The organism is Roseovarius sp. S88, from assembly GCF_037023735.1.
In the GTDB taxonomy this organism is placed as follows: Bacteria; Pseudomonadota; Alphaproteobacteria; order Rhodobacterales; family Rhodobacteraceae; genus Roseovarius; species Roseovarius phycicola.
In genome coordinates this window covers 731515-745334 of record NZ_CP146069.1, presented here as the reverse complement: position 1 = coordinate 745334, position 13820 = coordinate 731515, and the positions used below count along the sequence as shown (strand labels likewise).

General features: G+C 58.9%; 14 protein-coding genes and 1 other RNA gene. 6 read left to right on the top strand and 9 right to left on the bottom strand.

Annotation, left to right across the window (positions count from 1 at the left end; all coding sequences use genetic code 11):
• Position 1: 1 nt before the first annotated feature.
• Both RZ517_RS03750 and RZ517_RS03745 read right to left on the bottom strand, forming a co-directional pair.
• Complete coding sequence (locus RZ517_RS03750) at positions 2-262, bottom strand: SH3-like domain-containing protein (RefSeq protein WP_338550138.1); 261 nt, start codon at positions 260-262, stop codon at positions 2-4.
• Between the two features lie 7 nt (positions 263-269).
• Positions 270-608 carry a ScnB-like protein gene (locus RZ517_RS03745; RefSeq protein WP_338550137.1) on the bottom strand — a complete coding sequence of 113 codons (339 nt, stop codon included), beginning with the start codon at positions 606-608 and terminating at the stop codon, positions 270-272.
• Between the two features lie 305 nt (positions 609-913).
• Between RZ517_RS03745 and RZ517_RS03740 the strand changes: the two genes are divergently transcribed.
• Positions 914-1732, top strand: coding sequence for a DUF2189 domain-containing protein (locus RZ517_RS03740; protein ID WP_338550136.1), 819 nt, complete (start codon positions 914-916; stop codon positions 1730-1732).
• Between the two features lie 155 nt (positions 1733-1887).
• Here RZ517_RS03740 and RZ517_RS03735 read toward each other — a convergent pair whose 3' ends face one another.
• The 3 genes from RZ517_RS03735 to RZ517_RS03725 all read right to left on the bottom strand — a co-directional run bounded on the left by RZ517_RS03735 (position 1888) and on the right by RZ517_RS03725 (position 4506).
• Positions 1888-2304 carry a hypothetical protein gene (locus tag RZ517_RS03735; protein WP_338550135.1) on the bottom strand — a complete coding sequence of 139 codons (417 nt, stop codon included), beginning with the start codon at positions 2302-2304 and terminating at the stop codon, positions 1888-1890.
• Positions 2280-4061, bottom strand: coding sequence for a DNA polymerase III subunit gamma/tau (locus tag RZ517_RS03730; RefSeq protein ID WP_338550134.1), 1782 nt, complete (start codon positions 4059-4061; stop codon positions 2280-2282). The genes RZ517_RS03735 and RZ517_RS03730 overlap by 25 nt, the downstream gene beginning before the upstream one ends.
• 73 nt (positions 4062-4134) lie before the next feature.
• Entirely contained in the window at positions 4135-4506 is a 372-nt protein-coding gene (locus RZ517_RS03725; RefSeq protein ID WP_338550133.1) for a YidH family protein, read from the bottom strand.
• A gap of 111 nt (positions 4507-4617) precedes the next feature.
• Between RZ517_RS03725 and RZ517_RS03720 the strand changes: the two genes are divergently transcribed.
• From RZ517_RS03720 to RZ517_RS03710, 3 genes are all read left to right on the top strand, one after another.
• Positions 4618-5460, top strand: coding sequence for a KPN_02809 family neutral zinc metallopeptidase (locus RZ517_RS03720; RefSeq protein WP_338550132.1), 843 nt, complete (start codon positions 4618-4620; stop codon positions 5458-5460).
• A gap of 12 nt (positions 5461-5472) precedes the next feature.
• Positions 5473-5958 carry a protein-tyrosine phosphatase family protein gene (locus RZ517_RS03715; protein ID WP_338550131.1) on the top strand — a complete coding sequence of 162 codons (486 nt, stop codon included), beginning with the start codon at positions 5473-5475 and terminating at the stop codon, positions 5956-5958.
• Between the two features lie 378 nt (positions 5959-6336).
• A complete protein-coding gene (locus RZ517_RS03710; RefSeq protein WP_338550130.1) occupies positions 6337-7707 on the top strand; it encodes a sensor histidine kinase in 1371 nt (456 codons plus the stop codon).
• A 152-nt stretch (positions 7708-7859) separates the two neighbouring features.
• Here RZ517_RS03710 and ffs read toward each other — a convergent pair.
• The 3 genes from ffs to mutL form a co-directional block, all read right to left on the bottom strand.
• An RNA gene (gene ffs, locus RZ517_RS03705) (signal recognition particle sRNA small type) lies at positions 7860-7958 on the bottom strand.
• A 36-nt stretch (positions 7959-7994) separates the two neighbouring features.
• Positions 7995-9164 (bottom strand): DNA recombination protein RmuC, encoded by a 1170-nt coding sequence (locus tag RZ517_RS03700; RefSeq protein WP_338550129.1) that lies wholly within the window; start codon positions 9162-9164, stop codon positions 7995-7997.
• Complete coding sequence (mutL, locus tag RZ517_RS03695; protein ID WP_338550128.1) at positions 9161-11023, bottom strand: DNA mismatch repair endonuclease MutL; 1863 nt, start codon at positions 11021-11023, stop codon at positions 9161-9163. The genes RZ517_RS03700 and mutL overlap by 4 nt, the downstream gene beginning before the upstream one ends.
• Here mutL and RZ517_RS03690 point away from each other — a divergent pair.
• Positions 11003-11830 carry a hypothetical protein gene (locus RZ517_RS03690; RefSeq protein ID WP_338550126.1) on the top strand — a complete coding sequence of 276 codons (828 nt, stop codon included), beginning with the start codon at positions 11003-11005 and terminating at the stop codon, positions 11828-11830. The genes mutL and RZ517_RS03690 overlap by 21 nt on opposite strands.
• 118 nt (positions 11831-11948) lie before the next feature.
• Entirely contained in the window at positions 11949-12632 is a 684-nt protein-coding gene (locus tag RZ517_RS03685; protein ID WP_338550125.1) for an aquaporin, read from the top strand.
• Between the two features lie 57 nt (positions 12633-12689).
• Here RZ517_RS03685 and RZ517_RS03680 read toward each other — a convergent pair whose 3' ends face one another.
• Positions 12690-13724: a succinylglutamate desuccinylase/aspartoacylase family protein gene (locus RZ517_RS03680; protein ID WP_338550124.1), complete on the bottom strand. Its 1035-nt coding sequence runs from the start codon at positions 13722-13724 to the stop codon at positions 12690-12692.
• Between the last annotated feature and the right edge of the window lie 96 nt (positions 13725-13820).

The window sequence follows — 13820 nt, the reverse complement described above, 5'->3', positions numbered from 1 at the left end:
GTCAGGCCTCCTCCAGCCAATGGGCATACACCTCGACGTCAACTGTATCGGTTGGTGTCTCCGCCTCTGCGCCCCACAGCTCCGCCATGGTGAAGCGCACCCGGTAGAGCGTCTTGTCTTCGGCTTTCAGGCCATAGGCAAGCTGTTCCGGATTTCCGAACAGGCCGATCTCGCGCTCAATCTCGCCCAGTTTGCCACGGATATAGTAGGGCGCGCGCACATGGCCCGGAGGAAACATGGATTTGATGCGAACTTTTTGCATCACCGCGTCAGTCACCTTGCGCCTCACCGTAAGTTGGGCCGCGCGCAGCAACTTCTTCCATCCGCTGGCCCAACTCTTCGAGCGTGTAGACGCCGGCTTCGATCAGGTTCTGGTTGGTGGCGGCGATCCAGCGTTCATAGTAGCTGTGTTTTTCAAACGCCTCTTCACCCATGTCTTCCAGCGCGCGACGCAGGCCATCGACGGTGAACAGCCCCTTGCCCCCGCAGAGCACCATCAGGGCATCTATGCGTTTCTCCCAAAGAGCAAAGTCATGCCCTTCCATCGGAACCGGGCCGGCGTCTTGCCCGCCCATATCATGCCAGCGGCGTTCGGGTGTATCAGTCATGTCGTGAGGTTAGGATGGCAGGGCGCGGGAGGCAATGGCTTTAGGGTCTGTGTTGGACAAGGTTCGTTCTGCGGAAGCCAAACATTCTCGTGTCGCACATTAACCTGAGACTCACCGCGCTGTGCGTTCTTCCGATGATGTCCGTCCGACGAAAGCCCGCCAAGGGGGCCGTGTCACTACATGCCCCCCTTGTCCTTATGATTGACCTGATGCAGACTTGCATGTGCGGGAGGGATGTCTGTTTCACGTTTGGGTCTGTTGGCAAAACGGATGCGCGCAATGCCTTGCCTTGGGAGTACTATGTCATGACATCGAAAACCTCAGGTTCTCCGCCACCAGATGACCTGACGCCGCCCCCGCAGTCCATGCCAAAAGTCAACAAGGTCACGTCGGGCGATATCGCTGCGTCGCTGAGGGCCGGGTTGTCCGACTTTCTGGCGCGCCCTGTTATGAGCGGCTTTTTCGGCTTGTTTTATGCTGTTTTCGGTCTCTTTTTTGTATGGTGTCTGCTCTGGCTTGGAAAGGTCTGGATGATCGTTCCCGCCGCGGTCGGCTTTCCGCTGGTAGCGCCCTTCGCCGCTGCTGGGCTCTATGAAATGTCGCGCCGGTTGCAGAACGCGCAAAGCTTCGGCTGGCTGGACATTCTCACCGTCATGGCCAATCAACGCAATCGCGAGATGGGTTGGATGGCCTTTGCCACGCTGTTCATTCTTTGGGTGTGGTTTTATCAGTTCCGAACATTGCTGGTCATTATCCTGCAGGACTCGTCCTTCTCGGATTTGGACGGGTTCTTGGATACGGTTTTCTTTACGCCAGAAGGCTGGACGTTTCTTGCGATTGGCACCTGCGTCGGCGCAGCCCTGTCGGCGGTGCTGTTTTCGGTGACTGCTGTTGCAATGCCGATGCTCCTTGACCGGGACATTGACTTCATCTCGGCCATGTTAACATCCATCCGTGTTGTCACGGAAAATCCGGCTGTCATGCTCACATGGGCGGCGATCATTGCAGTTGCTATGCTGGTGTCATTGGTTCCGGCGTTTCTGGGCTTGATCTTTACCCTTCCAATCCTTGGCCACACCACGTGGCATCTCTATCAGCGGGCGGTGGCTCCGGCGGAGGGGTGATCCTGTACGGTGTTAGAGCGTTCGAGCCAAAACCCTGCCTCACAGCCTTTGGACGAACGCCGCGCACTATGTGAGTGTTGCGCGCGCCCGGCCTTTGTCTGATGCCTCAGGTTGACCGCCGGACGCATTGGGCGGCGCATTCAATCCCGTCAGCTTTAATTTAGCCTGCTCTCGTCCTCTGCGTCGGGCTTTCCTGTATAGAGCAAGAGCCCAACGGAGATCACCAAAACAACGACGACAAAAACAGCTGGGGAGCCGACGCATCCTTCGGCGATGGCACCATCGCGTACGCCGCCTGTTGGATCCCAGAATGTGAAGGCCCCGACAAGGAAGCTCCAACCGACAAAAACCGCCAAAGCACCCCAGCTGTTCTTGAAGCGAAAAACAAGGGCCGAACAGAAGAGCAGGAAGAGCGCTGCCGGGCTACCGAAGAGCCAGAGTGCCTCCTGCCACATGCTCACAGGCATGCCATCCCAACCGGGGCGGACCTTGTCGCACACTTCGGCAAAAGCGGGCAGAGGCAAGCAGATCAGAGCCAGCGCCGCGGTCAATCCTCTTCGAAGGGGTCCCATTCTTCATCCACTTCCGGCAATGCCTCGACCTCGGCTTCGGCGGCAAGGTCTTCGGGCGTGCGAATGGCCTCGATCCGGGCCTCGGGAAAGGCGGCGAACACAGCCTGCACCATCGGATGTTCGCGCGCTTCGGCCTCCAGCGCATTTTGCGCCGCATCGCGGCGTTCAGCTATGGTTTCAGCCCCGCCTTCATTGACAATCGAAACGGCCCAGCGATTGCCGGTCCAGCTTTGCAGGCGCGCGCCAAGGCGCTGGGCAAAGTCATTCGGCGCGGCCTCCGTGGGCATAAATTCAATACGCCCCGGCTGATACGCCGCTAGGCGCAGGCAGGTTTCCACCTCGACCAGCAGTTTCACATCACGATGCGCGCGGATGAGCTCGACCACATGCTCAAATGTCGGGTAATGCGCCAGCGCCGTCTCGGACTGCGCGGCCAGCGCAGTGGTGGCTCCGCTAGGCTGCGGCTGGCTCTGGCTCACTGGCGCATTGGTCCGCGGCGCGGGTGTGGGACTTGCTGAGGCGGTTGCCACGGGCGCAGAGGATCGTGCATGACCGCCGCCGTTTGGACCACCCTGTGCTGGACCGGTCGGTGGCGCATCTCGCAGCTTGCGGACAAGCTCTTCAGGGCTGGGCAGGTCAGCCACATGGGTCAGGCGGATGACCGCCATCTCTGCGGACATCATGGAATTAGGCGCGCTGGCCACTTCCTCCAGCGCCTTGAGCAGCATCTGCCACATCCGCGTCAGAACCCGCATCGGCAAGGCTTCGGCCATCGCCGCGCCGCGCGTGCGTTCATCGGGGTTGATGGTCGGGTCTTCGGTCGCCTCAGGCGTGATCTTGACCACGCTAACCCAATGGGTGATCTCGGCCAGGTCACGCAGCACTGCCATGGGATCAGCACCTTCGGCATATTGCGCGGAGAGCTCCGTCAGAGCACCCGCCGCATCACCCTTCATAATCAGATCAAACAGATCCATGACCCGACCACGGTCGGCGAGGCCCAACATGGCCCGCACTTGAGTGGCAGTGGTTTCCCCTGCCCCGTGGCTGATCGCCTGATCCAGAAGCGAGGTGGCATCACGGGCCGAGCCTTCGGCGGCGCGGGTGATCAAAGCCAGCGCGTCTTCGGCAATTTCCGCCTTTTCCGCATCAGCAATCTTACGCAGAAGCGCGATCATCACTTCCGGTTCAATCCGGCGCAGATCGAACCGCTGACAGCGGCTCAGGACCGTAACGGGAACCTTGCGGATTTCTGTGGTCGCAAAGATGAATTTCACATGCGCCGGCGGCTCTTCAAGCGTCTTCAGAAGCGCGTTGAAGGCGCTGGTCGAGAGCATGTGCACTTCGTCGATGATGTAAATCTTGTAGCGTGCCGAGGCGGCGCGGTAATGCACGCTGTCGATGATTTCGCGAATGTCATTCACACCCGTCCGGCTCGCGGCGTCCATTTCCAGCACATCGACATGCCGCCCTTCCATGATCGCTGTGCAATGCTCGCACTGACCACACGGATCCGTCGTTGGCCCGCCCTGCCCATCTGGCCCGATGCAGTTCATCCCCTTGGCAATGATCCGCGCCGTTGTGGTTTTGCCGGTGCCGCGAATGCCCGTCATGATAAAGGCCTGGGCGATACGGTCGGCCTCAAACGCGTTGCGCAACGTGCGCACCATGGCGTCCTGCCCCACCAGATCGGCAAAGGTTTCGGGCCGGTATTTCCGGGCCAGAACCTGATAGGTGGTGTCGGGGGTTTCGGTCATGATGTATCTTTAGCGGATTCGGTCGAGTGCCAGCCTAGAATGCGCGCCGATGATGGTCCACCGTCGAAGTCCTTCAAAGACTCCAAAGTATGGCCCCGGTGGCGAGCGTGGCGATGGTCATCACCGTTGCAAGCAACGTGAAATTGCGAACAGGCATCGGTTCGGCGTCTTTTTCCTTCAACCGCATCAAGGTTTTCCGGGCCTGAGTGCGTGCGGACCAGTAGATCAGGATGGCGATCAGCAAAAACAGCGATGCCACCATTTTGGCCGCCCAGGTCGGTTCGAACGCACCAAAGACCGCCTTAAGACCAATTGCCACGCCAACCGCGCCAAGGCCGGTGCCCATCCAGGCACTGAACGTCCGTTCATTTGCCATGATCGTACGATCAGCAGCCCATTCCGTGCGGACCTTGGCCTTTTCTTCTGTTTCACTGTCTTCTGCCATGCAGCCAGCGTACAGCCTCCAAGACACCGCTGCGAGGGCTGATTTCTTTCTCTAGGCAGGTCCGTTCTGACCTGTTTTAATGATCCCAGCATTTGTAGGGGGGATGTTGGAATGCGGTTACGAGGGATCAGGCGCAGTCGCAACGTGGAAGATCGAAGACGGTCAGGTGGAGCGCGACGCGGTGCTGGTGTCGGCGGTATTGGGTTGTTGGTGATTGTGGCCGTGGCTTATTTTGCCGGTGTCGATGTTACACCGCTATTGCAAAACGGAGGCTTGCAGCAAGAAAGCTCTGAACCACGTCAGCTGAGCGCTGAAGAAGAGCGGGCGGCAGAATTTACCTCGCAAGTTCTGGCGACGACAGAAGACGTCTGGTCGCAGATCTTTCCCGCTCAGGTGGGGCGTGACTATACCCCGCCGGCGCTGGTGCTGTACTCGGGTGTCACCCAAAGCCCTTGCGGCGGCGCGTCTGGGGCAACCGGTCCATTCTATTGCCCTGCGGATCGCAAGGCTTATCTGGACACTGAGTTTTTCACGACAATGTCGCGGCAACTGGGCGCCTCAGGCGATTTTGCCGCGGCTTATGTGATTGCCCATGAGGTGGCACATCATGTGCAAAATGAGCTTGGCATCCTGCCTGAGGTGAACCGCGCCCGGCAAGCGGCGGGCCAGACCGAAGCCAATGCGCTAACCGTGCGGCTTGAGTTGCAGGCGGATTGCCTGTCCGGCATCTGGGCCAAAGCGGTTGGGGGGTTGATGGAGCCCGGTGATCTGGAAGAGGCGCTCAATGCGGCGCGTATGATCGGAGATGACCACCTGCAGAAACGTGCAGGCAAGGTACCGCAGCCGCATACATTCACCCATGGCACATCTGAACAACGCTCGCGCTGGTTTGCAACGGGGTTTCAGACAGGCGACATGCGCAGCTGCGATACGTTTTCGACCAATCGTCTTTGAACGTCAGACTTGATGTCAGATTTCGTCATATACGCGTTGCCTGTGGCGGGTGGGATCCTGGGCATCGCGCCCTTGCCCGGACGTGGTGGGCGATGGGCGGATGATCTGGCGCATCTCAAGGACTGGAAGCCTGCGCTCGTGATCACGATGACAACGGCGTCGGAGCAGGTAAGCCATGGGTTGGGCAATATGGGGATGGATATACAGGACAGCGGCACGCGCTGGATCCACTTTGCAGTAGAGGATTTGAGCATACCGCGCCCCAAACAGATCGACGATTGGCACGTGGCGAGCAAGACGGCCCTGTCAGCATTGCAGGGGGGTGGTCGGGTACTGATCCATTGCTTTGGCGGATGTGGGCGGTCGGGCATGGCCGCGCTGAGGTTGATGGTCGAGGCAGGCGACGTGGCGGAAGAGGCACTGCGGCGTCTGCGCGCTGTGCGGCCTTGTGCTGTGGAGACGGACGAGCAGATGGACTGGGCGTTGGCGGGGGCTTAGGGGCAAGTTTTCCGCGCGGGATACGATTTAACCCATTGGTAAGATTTGAGTTTTGAACGTAATTCGCGGTTTGGCTTGCCGAAATTAACGCGTACTGAGACGTATGAATGACCACAGGTCATTCGCACCCAAGCGTTACGATATGATGGCCCAACGCAATCACGTTTTCCGTCATGATCCCTTCAAACCACCGCCTCACGCCGGTCTTTGCCTCTGGTGCACGGCCCTCGAGAACCATCGTTTTGCCCTGTTTTTGCTCAATTGATGCCTAGGAAATGGGGTCTTGCTTCGCAATGTCGCCTTGCGACTACGACCGTGGATTTCTCGTGCAGGACAGTGTGTCCGGATCACTTTTGCAAGAGGGCACCGAGACTTGCGATGATTCAAATCAAGCGGCAATTGAAGGACTTTGCGCAATCGGGTCTTGAGCTGTTTTGGCAGCGTCAGGCGACCCTTGCCGGGGCGACCCTTCTTGCGGCCTACTACATCAATATTCAAACCGCACTGGCTTGCTACGCCTTTTGTCAGATCTGTGAAACTCTGGATTACTGCGTCGCCAAACGGGTCCTGGCGTGGGACGGCAAAAACAAGCGCGATGCGGTACGGTATCTCAACAAACTGTCCGTCACGTCCGCACTATGTGCGATGTCGATTGTTCTCTATATTGTCCTGATGGCCTTCGCCGAAGGCCCATCGTTGCATATGGGCCCCTTGTTCTTTCTCTTCGCCGCAGCACTTTATTCTGCGATGAACACCTGCCAGATCCCTAGGATTCTAGTTATCCGTCTCTGCGTCTATTCAGCAGCGTTTGTGTTCATTCCGGTCTATGACATCTGGGTCGTGCGCCCGCCGCTGGACTCCGATCTCTGGAAGCAGCTCGGCATTGTCCTGTTCGTGCTCTATTTCCTGATCGAGTGTTCCCGGAAGTTTCTTGAAAACTACATGGCACGGTTGAAGCATTTGCGGGAGCTGCGCATCGAACGGGATCGCGTCACTGATGCGTACAAAGTGCAGTCTCAGTTCATCGCAATCGTCAGCCACGAATTGCGGACACCCCTCACTTCCGTCAAGGCCTCGCTCGATTTGCTGAACGATGATAAGTTCGGGAGGTTGCCGAACGAGCTCAAAACCATTGCCAAGCTTGGCCAAGCAGGGGGCAATCGGCTTGCGGTTCTGATCAACGATCTTCTGGATTTCCAGGCGTTAAAATCCGGGGAGGTGGCGCTCGACCTTTCGACCATTGATCTTGCTCAGTTTGTGCGCACTGCGGTCGCGGAACACCGCGCCCTTGGTGGGGATCGGGACATCACCATCGCCGCGCACACTCCGGATGAACTGGTGCAGGTGGAGGGTGACACACGACGCCTGATGCAGGTGATGTCCAACGTACTGTCAAACGCCATCAAGTTTTCTCAAGATGGTGGTGTGGTGAATGTGTATGTCGAAACATCCGGGTCGAAGGCGAAAATTCTGATCCGCGACACAGGCGTTGGTATTCCGGTGAATTCCAAGAACATCGTTTTTGCTCCTTTCCAACAGGTCGCCTGCCCCGACAAACGCGACCATGGCGGCACTGGCCTTGGCATGAGCATCTCCAAAAAGATCCTGGAAGCCCATGGTGGAACGATTGACTACAAAAGTGAGGTGGGTGTCGAGACCACGTTCACGATTGAATTGAACCGGCTTGCAGTCAACACCGCAACGCAGCCATTGATACCCAATAAGTCGGTTAGCCACGCGGCGGAATAGGCGTTAGCCTGACTCAAATGTTTCGCGCGCGAAACGCTTTAATGCATTGGTAAGGTTTGTGATTTGGATGTAGGCCGGGGTTCACCCCGGCTATTGGGCGTTTCACATGGCGGGGTGAAACCCCGCCCTACGGCGTGCATCAAAGTCGTGAGAGGTGAGAGGCTGGACAACGACCCAAGCGGGGCTCGTTACGGCTGCTTCCTTCCGGACCTGACCGGGTTGGCGAGGCGCTCGCCCGCGCCAACCTCTCACCGTTTATCTAGGCGGTCAGGACGAGATTCGCAAGATCAGCTGTCTTTGGTGAGTTTGACCACCGTTTCATCGGTGTCCGGGGCCAGTTCCTCAAAATCAAAGTTATCCAAGCGGCGGGCGCGGCGTCCGGCCTTGTCGGCCGAAATCTTGATGTCCGAGATGTCCTTGGCCGCCTGCCCGAAATGCCGGTCCAGGTTTTCCACCCGCGTGCCCAGTCGTTCGACATCCGCAAAGAGCAGGCCCAGTTCACGGCGGATGGCCCCTGCCTGTTCGCGCATGCGGGCGTCTTTGAGGATGGCGCGCATGGTGTTGAGCGTGGCCATGCATGTGGTGGGCGAGACGATCCAGACGCGTGCAGAGAACCCTTCGCGCACAAGATCGGGGAAATTGGCGTGCAGTTCGGCATAGACCGCCTCGGAGGGTAGGAACATCAGCGCGCCATCGGCGGTTTCGCCATCGAGGATGTATTTCTCGGAGATGTCCTTGATGTGCTTTTTGACGGAGGTGCGCAGGAACTTGGCGGCCTCGTTGACCTCCCAGTCATTGGTGGCATTGCGCAGCGCCTCATAGGCTTCTAGGGGGAACTTGCTGTCGACACAGATTGGCCCGGGGGGATTGGGCAGATGGATGAGGCAGTCGGCCCGCTTGCCGTTGGAAAGCGTGGCCTGCAGCGTGTAGCTGTCCTTGGGCAGGGCCTTGGACACAATATCGGTGAGTTGGATTTCCCCGAACGCGCCGCGCGTTTGTTTGTTCGACAAGATGTCCTGCAACGTCAGCACATCGCCCGAGAGCTTGGTGATGTTGTCCTGCGCTTTGTCGATGGCCTTGAGGCGCTGTTGCAACTCGCCCAGCGTCTGTGCCGTGCGACGGGCGGAGCCTTGCAGGTTTTCGTTCATCTGACCCGAAACCTCAGAGAGGCGTTTTTCCATCAGTTGCAGCATGGCCGTCTGGCTTTGGGCCTGCGCCTCAGAGACGTGATGCAGCCCCCCGGCGAGACGTTCCTGCCCGTCGCCGAGGCCTTGGACGCGCTGGCCGAGTTGGCCCATCTGCATCGCCAGTGGAGCCATAGCGCGGGCCGATCGTCCGGCTGCGCGGGCCGACAGGAATAGAAGAATGAGCATCAAGAGCACCACGGCCAGACCCCCCAGAGCAGCCAGGACGAGCGGATCGTTTAAAGCATAAGGAGTGCCGTCGATGGTGATCATGTGCGTCCAAACAGGCGTTCAATGTCGCTGAGTTTCAGCTCGATATATGTGGGGCGGCCATGGTTACATTGCCCGGAATGGGGTGTGGCCTCCATCTCGCGCAGAAGGGCGTTCATCTCGTCGGCCTGCATGCGCCGGCCGGAGCGGACCGAGCCGTGACAGGCCACGCGGCTGAGGATGGCATCAATGCGGGTTTTGAGCGCCTCACTGCCGCCGGTATCAGTGATCTCGTCAAGGATGTCGCGCAATATGGCTTCGGCTTCACAGGTGCCAAGAATGGCGGGGGTTTCGCGCACCGCGATGCTGCCCGGCCCAAAGGCTTCGATGATGAGACCAAAGCGCTCCAGATCGTCGGCCAGATCAAGGAGTGTCGCGGCCTCATCGGTGTTCAATTCGACAATCTCTGGGATGAGCAATGCCTGTGTCGCCACGCCATTCTTGGCCATCTGGTGTTTGAGCTTTTCATAAACCAAACGTTCGTGCGCCGCGTGCTGATCTACGATGACCATGCCGGTTTCAGTTTGAGCGATGATGTAGTTCTCATGCACTTGCGCGCGGGCCGCACCAAGGGGGAGCGATTGCGGAGAGATATGTTGCGGGTCTTGAGGCGCTTCCATCACGACCGGCTCGACCCGCGCGGAGTAGTCTGTTTGCATTTCGGCAAAACCGGGGGCCTGTTGTGGTGCTTGCGCTTGATAACTGGCGGCGCGTGCGGCCGGTCCGGGGCGGTCCATCTGGTAGACCCTTGCGCCGGCGGGTTCAGGTTGCATCGCCCCCATCGCGGCCTCTGCCACGGTGGATGACGCGCGATGCCCAGCCTCGGCCAAGGCATGGCGCAGGCCCGAGACGATCAGCCCCCGCGCCAGTCCCGGATCGCGAAAGCGCACCTCGGATTTGGCGGGATGCACATTCACATCCACCAAGGTCGGGTCACAGTCGATAAAGAGTGCCGCCACAGGGTGCCTGTCACGGCTGAGCACGTCCATATAGGCCGCGCGCAAGGCGCCATAGAGCATCTTGTCCCGCACGGGGCGGCCATTGACGAACATGTACTGCGCAACCGCCGCGCCGCGCGAATAGGTGGGCAAAGCGGCATAGCCCGTCATGTGCAGGCCATCGCGCGTGGCCTCGATGCGCAGAGCGTTTTCGGCGAACTCGCGGCCCAAAACCTGTGACAGCCGTCCGTGCAAGGCCTCGAACAAATCGCCGGTTTCTGCATCTGCGCGAAACACGGTCCGGGGGTCCCGACCCTCCGAGACATCACGCAGGGTAAAGGCCACAAACGGCTCAGCCATGGCCAGACGTTTGATCACATCCGTGACCGCCTGCGCCTCGGCCCGGTCGGTGCGCATGAATTTGAGCCGCGCGGGTGTGGCGTAAAAGAGATCGCGCAGGGTCACGACGGTACCCTGGTTAAGAGCAGTGGGCTTAACCGCAGTCATGCCACCGCCAGCGACGGTGATCTCAGCTGCCTCTGCATCTTCTGCTCGCGATGCAATGGTCAACCGCCCAACGGCCCCCAGCGACGGCAGGGCCTCTCCGCGAAAACCAAAGCTTTGGATATTCAGCAGATCGGAGCCGTCGATTTTCGATGTGGCATGACGGCTCAACGCCAGCGGCAAGTCGTCTGCGGTCATGCCACAACCGTCATCGCTCACACGAATAAGAGTTTTCCCACCGTCCGCGATATCAACTGAGATACGACCCGCACCCGCATCCAGAGCGTTTTCAACAAGTTCCTTGACCGCAGAGGCCGGGCGCTCAACCACTTCACCGGCGGCAATCCGGTTGATCGCGGACTCATCCAACTGTCGGATTTGAGGACGGTTATCGCCTATATGGGGTTTTATCTGCTCCATACCACAAGACTTAGCATGGTCTGGTGCGATTCGGAAATGGCAATGGGATGGGTATTTCCTTGCCAAGCAGCGCGCAATTTCCTTGATGCAGCGGCTTGCCTCGCCTATCTGAGCGGGAACAGGAATTTCCAGAGCGGATCCCCCATGCCTGCGCTTCAGCGAATTGATCAAGGCCTTATGGCGCTCATCGGCCTCGTGCTGGTGCTCACCGTTGCGATTTACTTTATCAGCACGGATTACTTTTCGCTGCGCTTTGCGGCTGAGGACGGGCTGGTGGAATACGGCACGGCGATCTGTCTGTTCGTGGCGTGTCTGATTTTGCTGCGCAACGGGTTTGCGCTTCGAGGAAAGGCGACGAAGCTGGCAGTGGGGCTTACCTTTTTCTACGCCTTGGCGTTTTTCTTTGGGGCAGGTGAAGAAATCTCCTGGGGCCAGCGCATTTTCGGCTGGGAAACCAGCGAGGCCATGAAAGCCATCAACCGGCAGGATGAGACCACCTTGCACAATATTGAAATCGGTGGTGTGGCGATGACCAAGCATCTGTTTGGCCCAGTTCTGACCGCGACCATTTTGCTGTACCTCGTTGTTTTACCTCTTCTTTATCCGCGCATCAGGTGGGTGACGAATTTCGTCAATCGCATTGCTCTTCCGGTTCCCGGGCTGCGGCACGCGATACTGGCGGTGTTGGCCAGCCTGGTGATTGCCATCATTGACGTGGATCGCAAGTGGGAGGTTTACGAGCTGGTGTTTGGTTTGCTTGTGGTCTCAATTTTCTTGCTACCGCAGAACAGCGAACATACCCGCTAAGCCCGCCGCGGGTGCGAAACCCCGTCAATTTCCCCGTTACGCACTCGAAGGCGGCACCGATAGTCGTTCCCAGAACACGCCGCAGCTCGCGGCGGATTGCGTAACGGGAGGGACACCCATGAACAAACTTGTGGCCGAGTTTATCGGCACATTCACACTGGTGCTGTTTGGATGCGGCGCTGCGGTGATCGCCGGGGCTGATATCGGCCTCACAGGCATCAGTTTTGCCTTTGGTCTGGCCTTGATCGGCATGGCCTACGGAATCGGCCCTGTTTCGGGCTGTCATATCAACCCGGCGGTTTCGCTGGGCGCAGTTGCGGCAGGCCGGATGGAGATGGGCGTGGCCATTGGCTACATCTTCGCGCAAGTGGCCGGGGCCATTGTTGCCGCTCTGGTTCTCTTGGCGATTGCCAGCGGCAAGGCGGATTATTCGGTTGCCGAGAACGGCCTGGGGCAGAATGGATGGGGCGCGGGATACCTGGGCGAATACACGATGATGGCCGCGTTCCTCTTTGAAGTGGTCGCAACATTCCTTTTCGTTGTCGTCATTTTGGGCACCACAGGAGCAGGTGCACCTTCGGCGATGGCCGGGCTCGCCATTGGTCTGACGCTTGTTGTCATTCACTTGGTCGGGATCAACATCACCGGCGTCTCGGTCAATCCGGCACGCTCTTTTGGACCAGCCCTGTTTGCCGGCGCAACAGCCCTGAGCCAGGTCTGGCTTTTCATCATCGCCCCGATCATCGGTGGCGTTCTGGCTGGAATCGTCTTCCGGTCAGGTGTTTTGGATGGTGAGGCCTAAGCCACGCCCTCCAAAACCTGGGCCTGCCATCGCATCCTGGCAGGCCCATCATGTGGTTCAGAGTATTTCGTCTTCATCATAAAGCGGGGCTGCCTCTAGATGCGCGGCGACGCCTTCTGCCGCTGCCTCGGCCTTGGGTGTTTCGGCGATGTGGAACAACGCCTCACCTTCGTAGACCGCTGGCATGTTTGAGCGACCAATGACGATGCCTTGTTCTTCACAGTGGACTTCGCAATCGGTCTCGCCCATGGGATCGGACACCACACCCAGCACGGTGCCGGGTTCGACTGTGTCACCAATGGTGACATAGGCGCGAAACACGCCGCCGACCGGCGCGCGATACCACCGCGATGTGGCGGCCTGCACAGGTTTGGATTTGACCTTGGGCACGCCTTTGACCCCAATCATGCCCAGCGCATGCATCACCCGAAGACAGCCGCTGACCCCGGCGCGCACGGTTAATTCGTCAAAGCGCAGTCCCTCGCCCCCTTCATAGAGAAGGACATCAACACCTTCTTCTTCTGCGGCTATGCGCAGGCTGCCTTCGCGGAGCTTGGATTGCATCATCACTGGGGCGCCAAAGACTTCGCCCAGATGGCGTAGACGTTCATTGTCCGGGGTCAAACGAATTTGCGGCAGGTTGATCCGGTGGATCGCGGCGGAGTGCAGGTCAATGCCGACATCGGATCGGCGCACGATCTCTTCCATGAAAATATGCGCCAGACGAGAGGCCATTGAGCCTTGAGCGCCGCCGGGAAAGCACCGGTTCAAATCGCGCCGGTCTGGTAGGTATCGCGAATGGTTATGAAATCCAAAGCTGTTCACAATGGGCACGGCCAGCAACGTTCCAGCGAGCCGGTCGAGCATCCGCGCCTTTAGAAGCCTGCGCACAATCTCGACACCGATTACCTCGTCGCCATGGACTGCTGCAGAAACAAACAGAACCGGGCCGGGCCGACGCCCGTGGATGACATGCACCGCCAGATTGACCGGGGTGTGATCGGATAGGGTGCTGACCGGCACATCTATGGTTTTGCGCGTGCCGGGTGGCACGGACTGGCCACCGATGTAAAATGCAGTTCGAGGTGTCATGGCATTGAGCGATAGGCAAAAAAACAGGCCCTGTCCATCTCAGGTGCGGGCCTTTCTTTTTGCTGAAAATATCCCGGGGAGCGCGAGGGGCTGGCC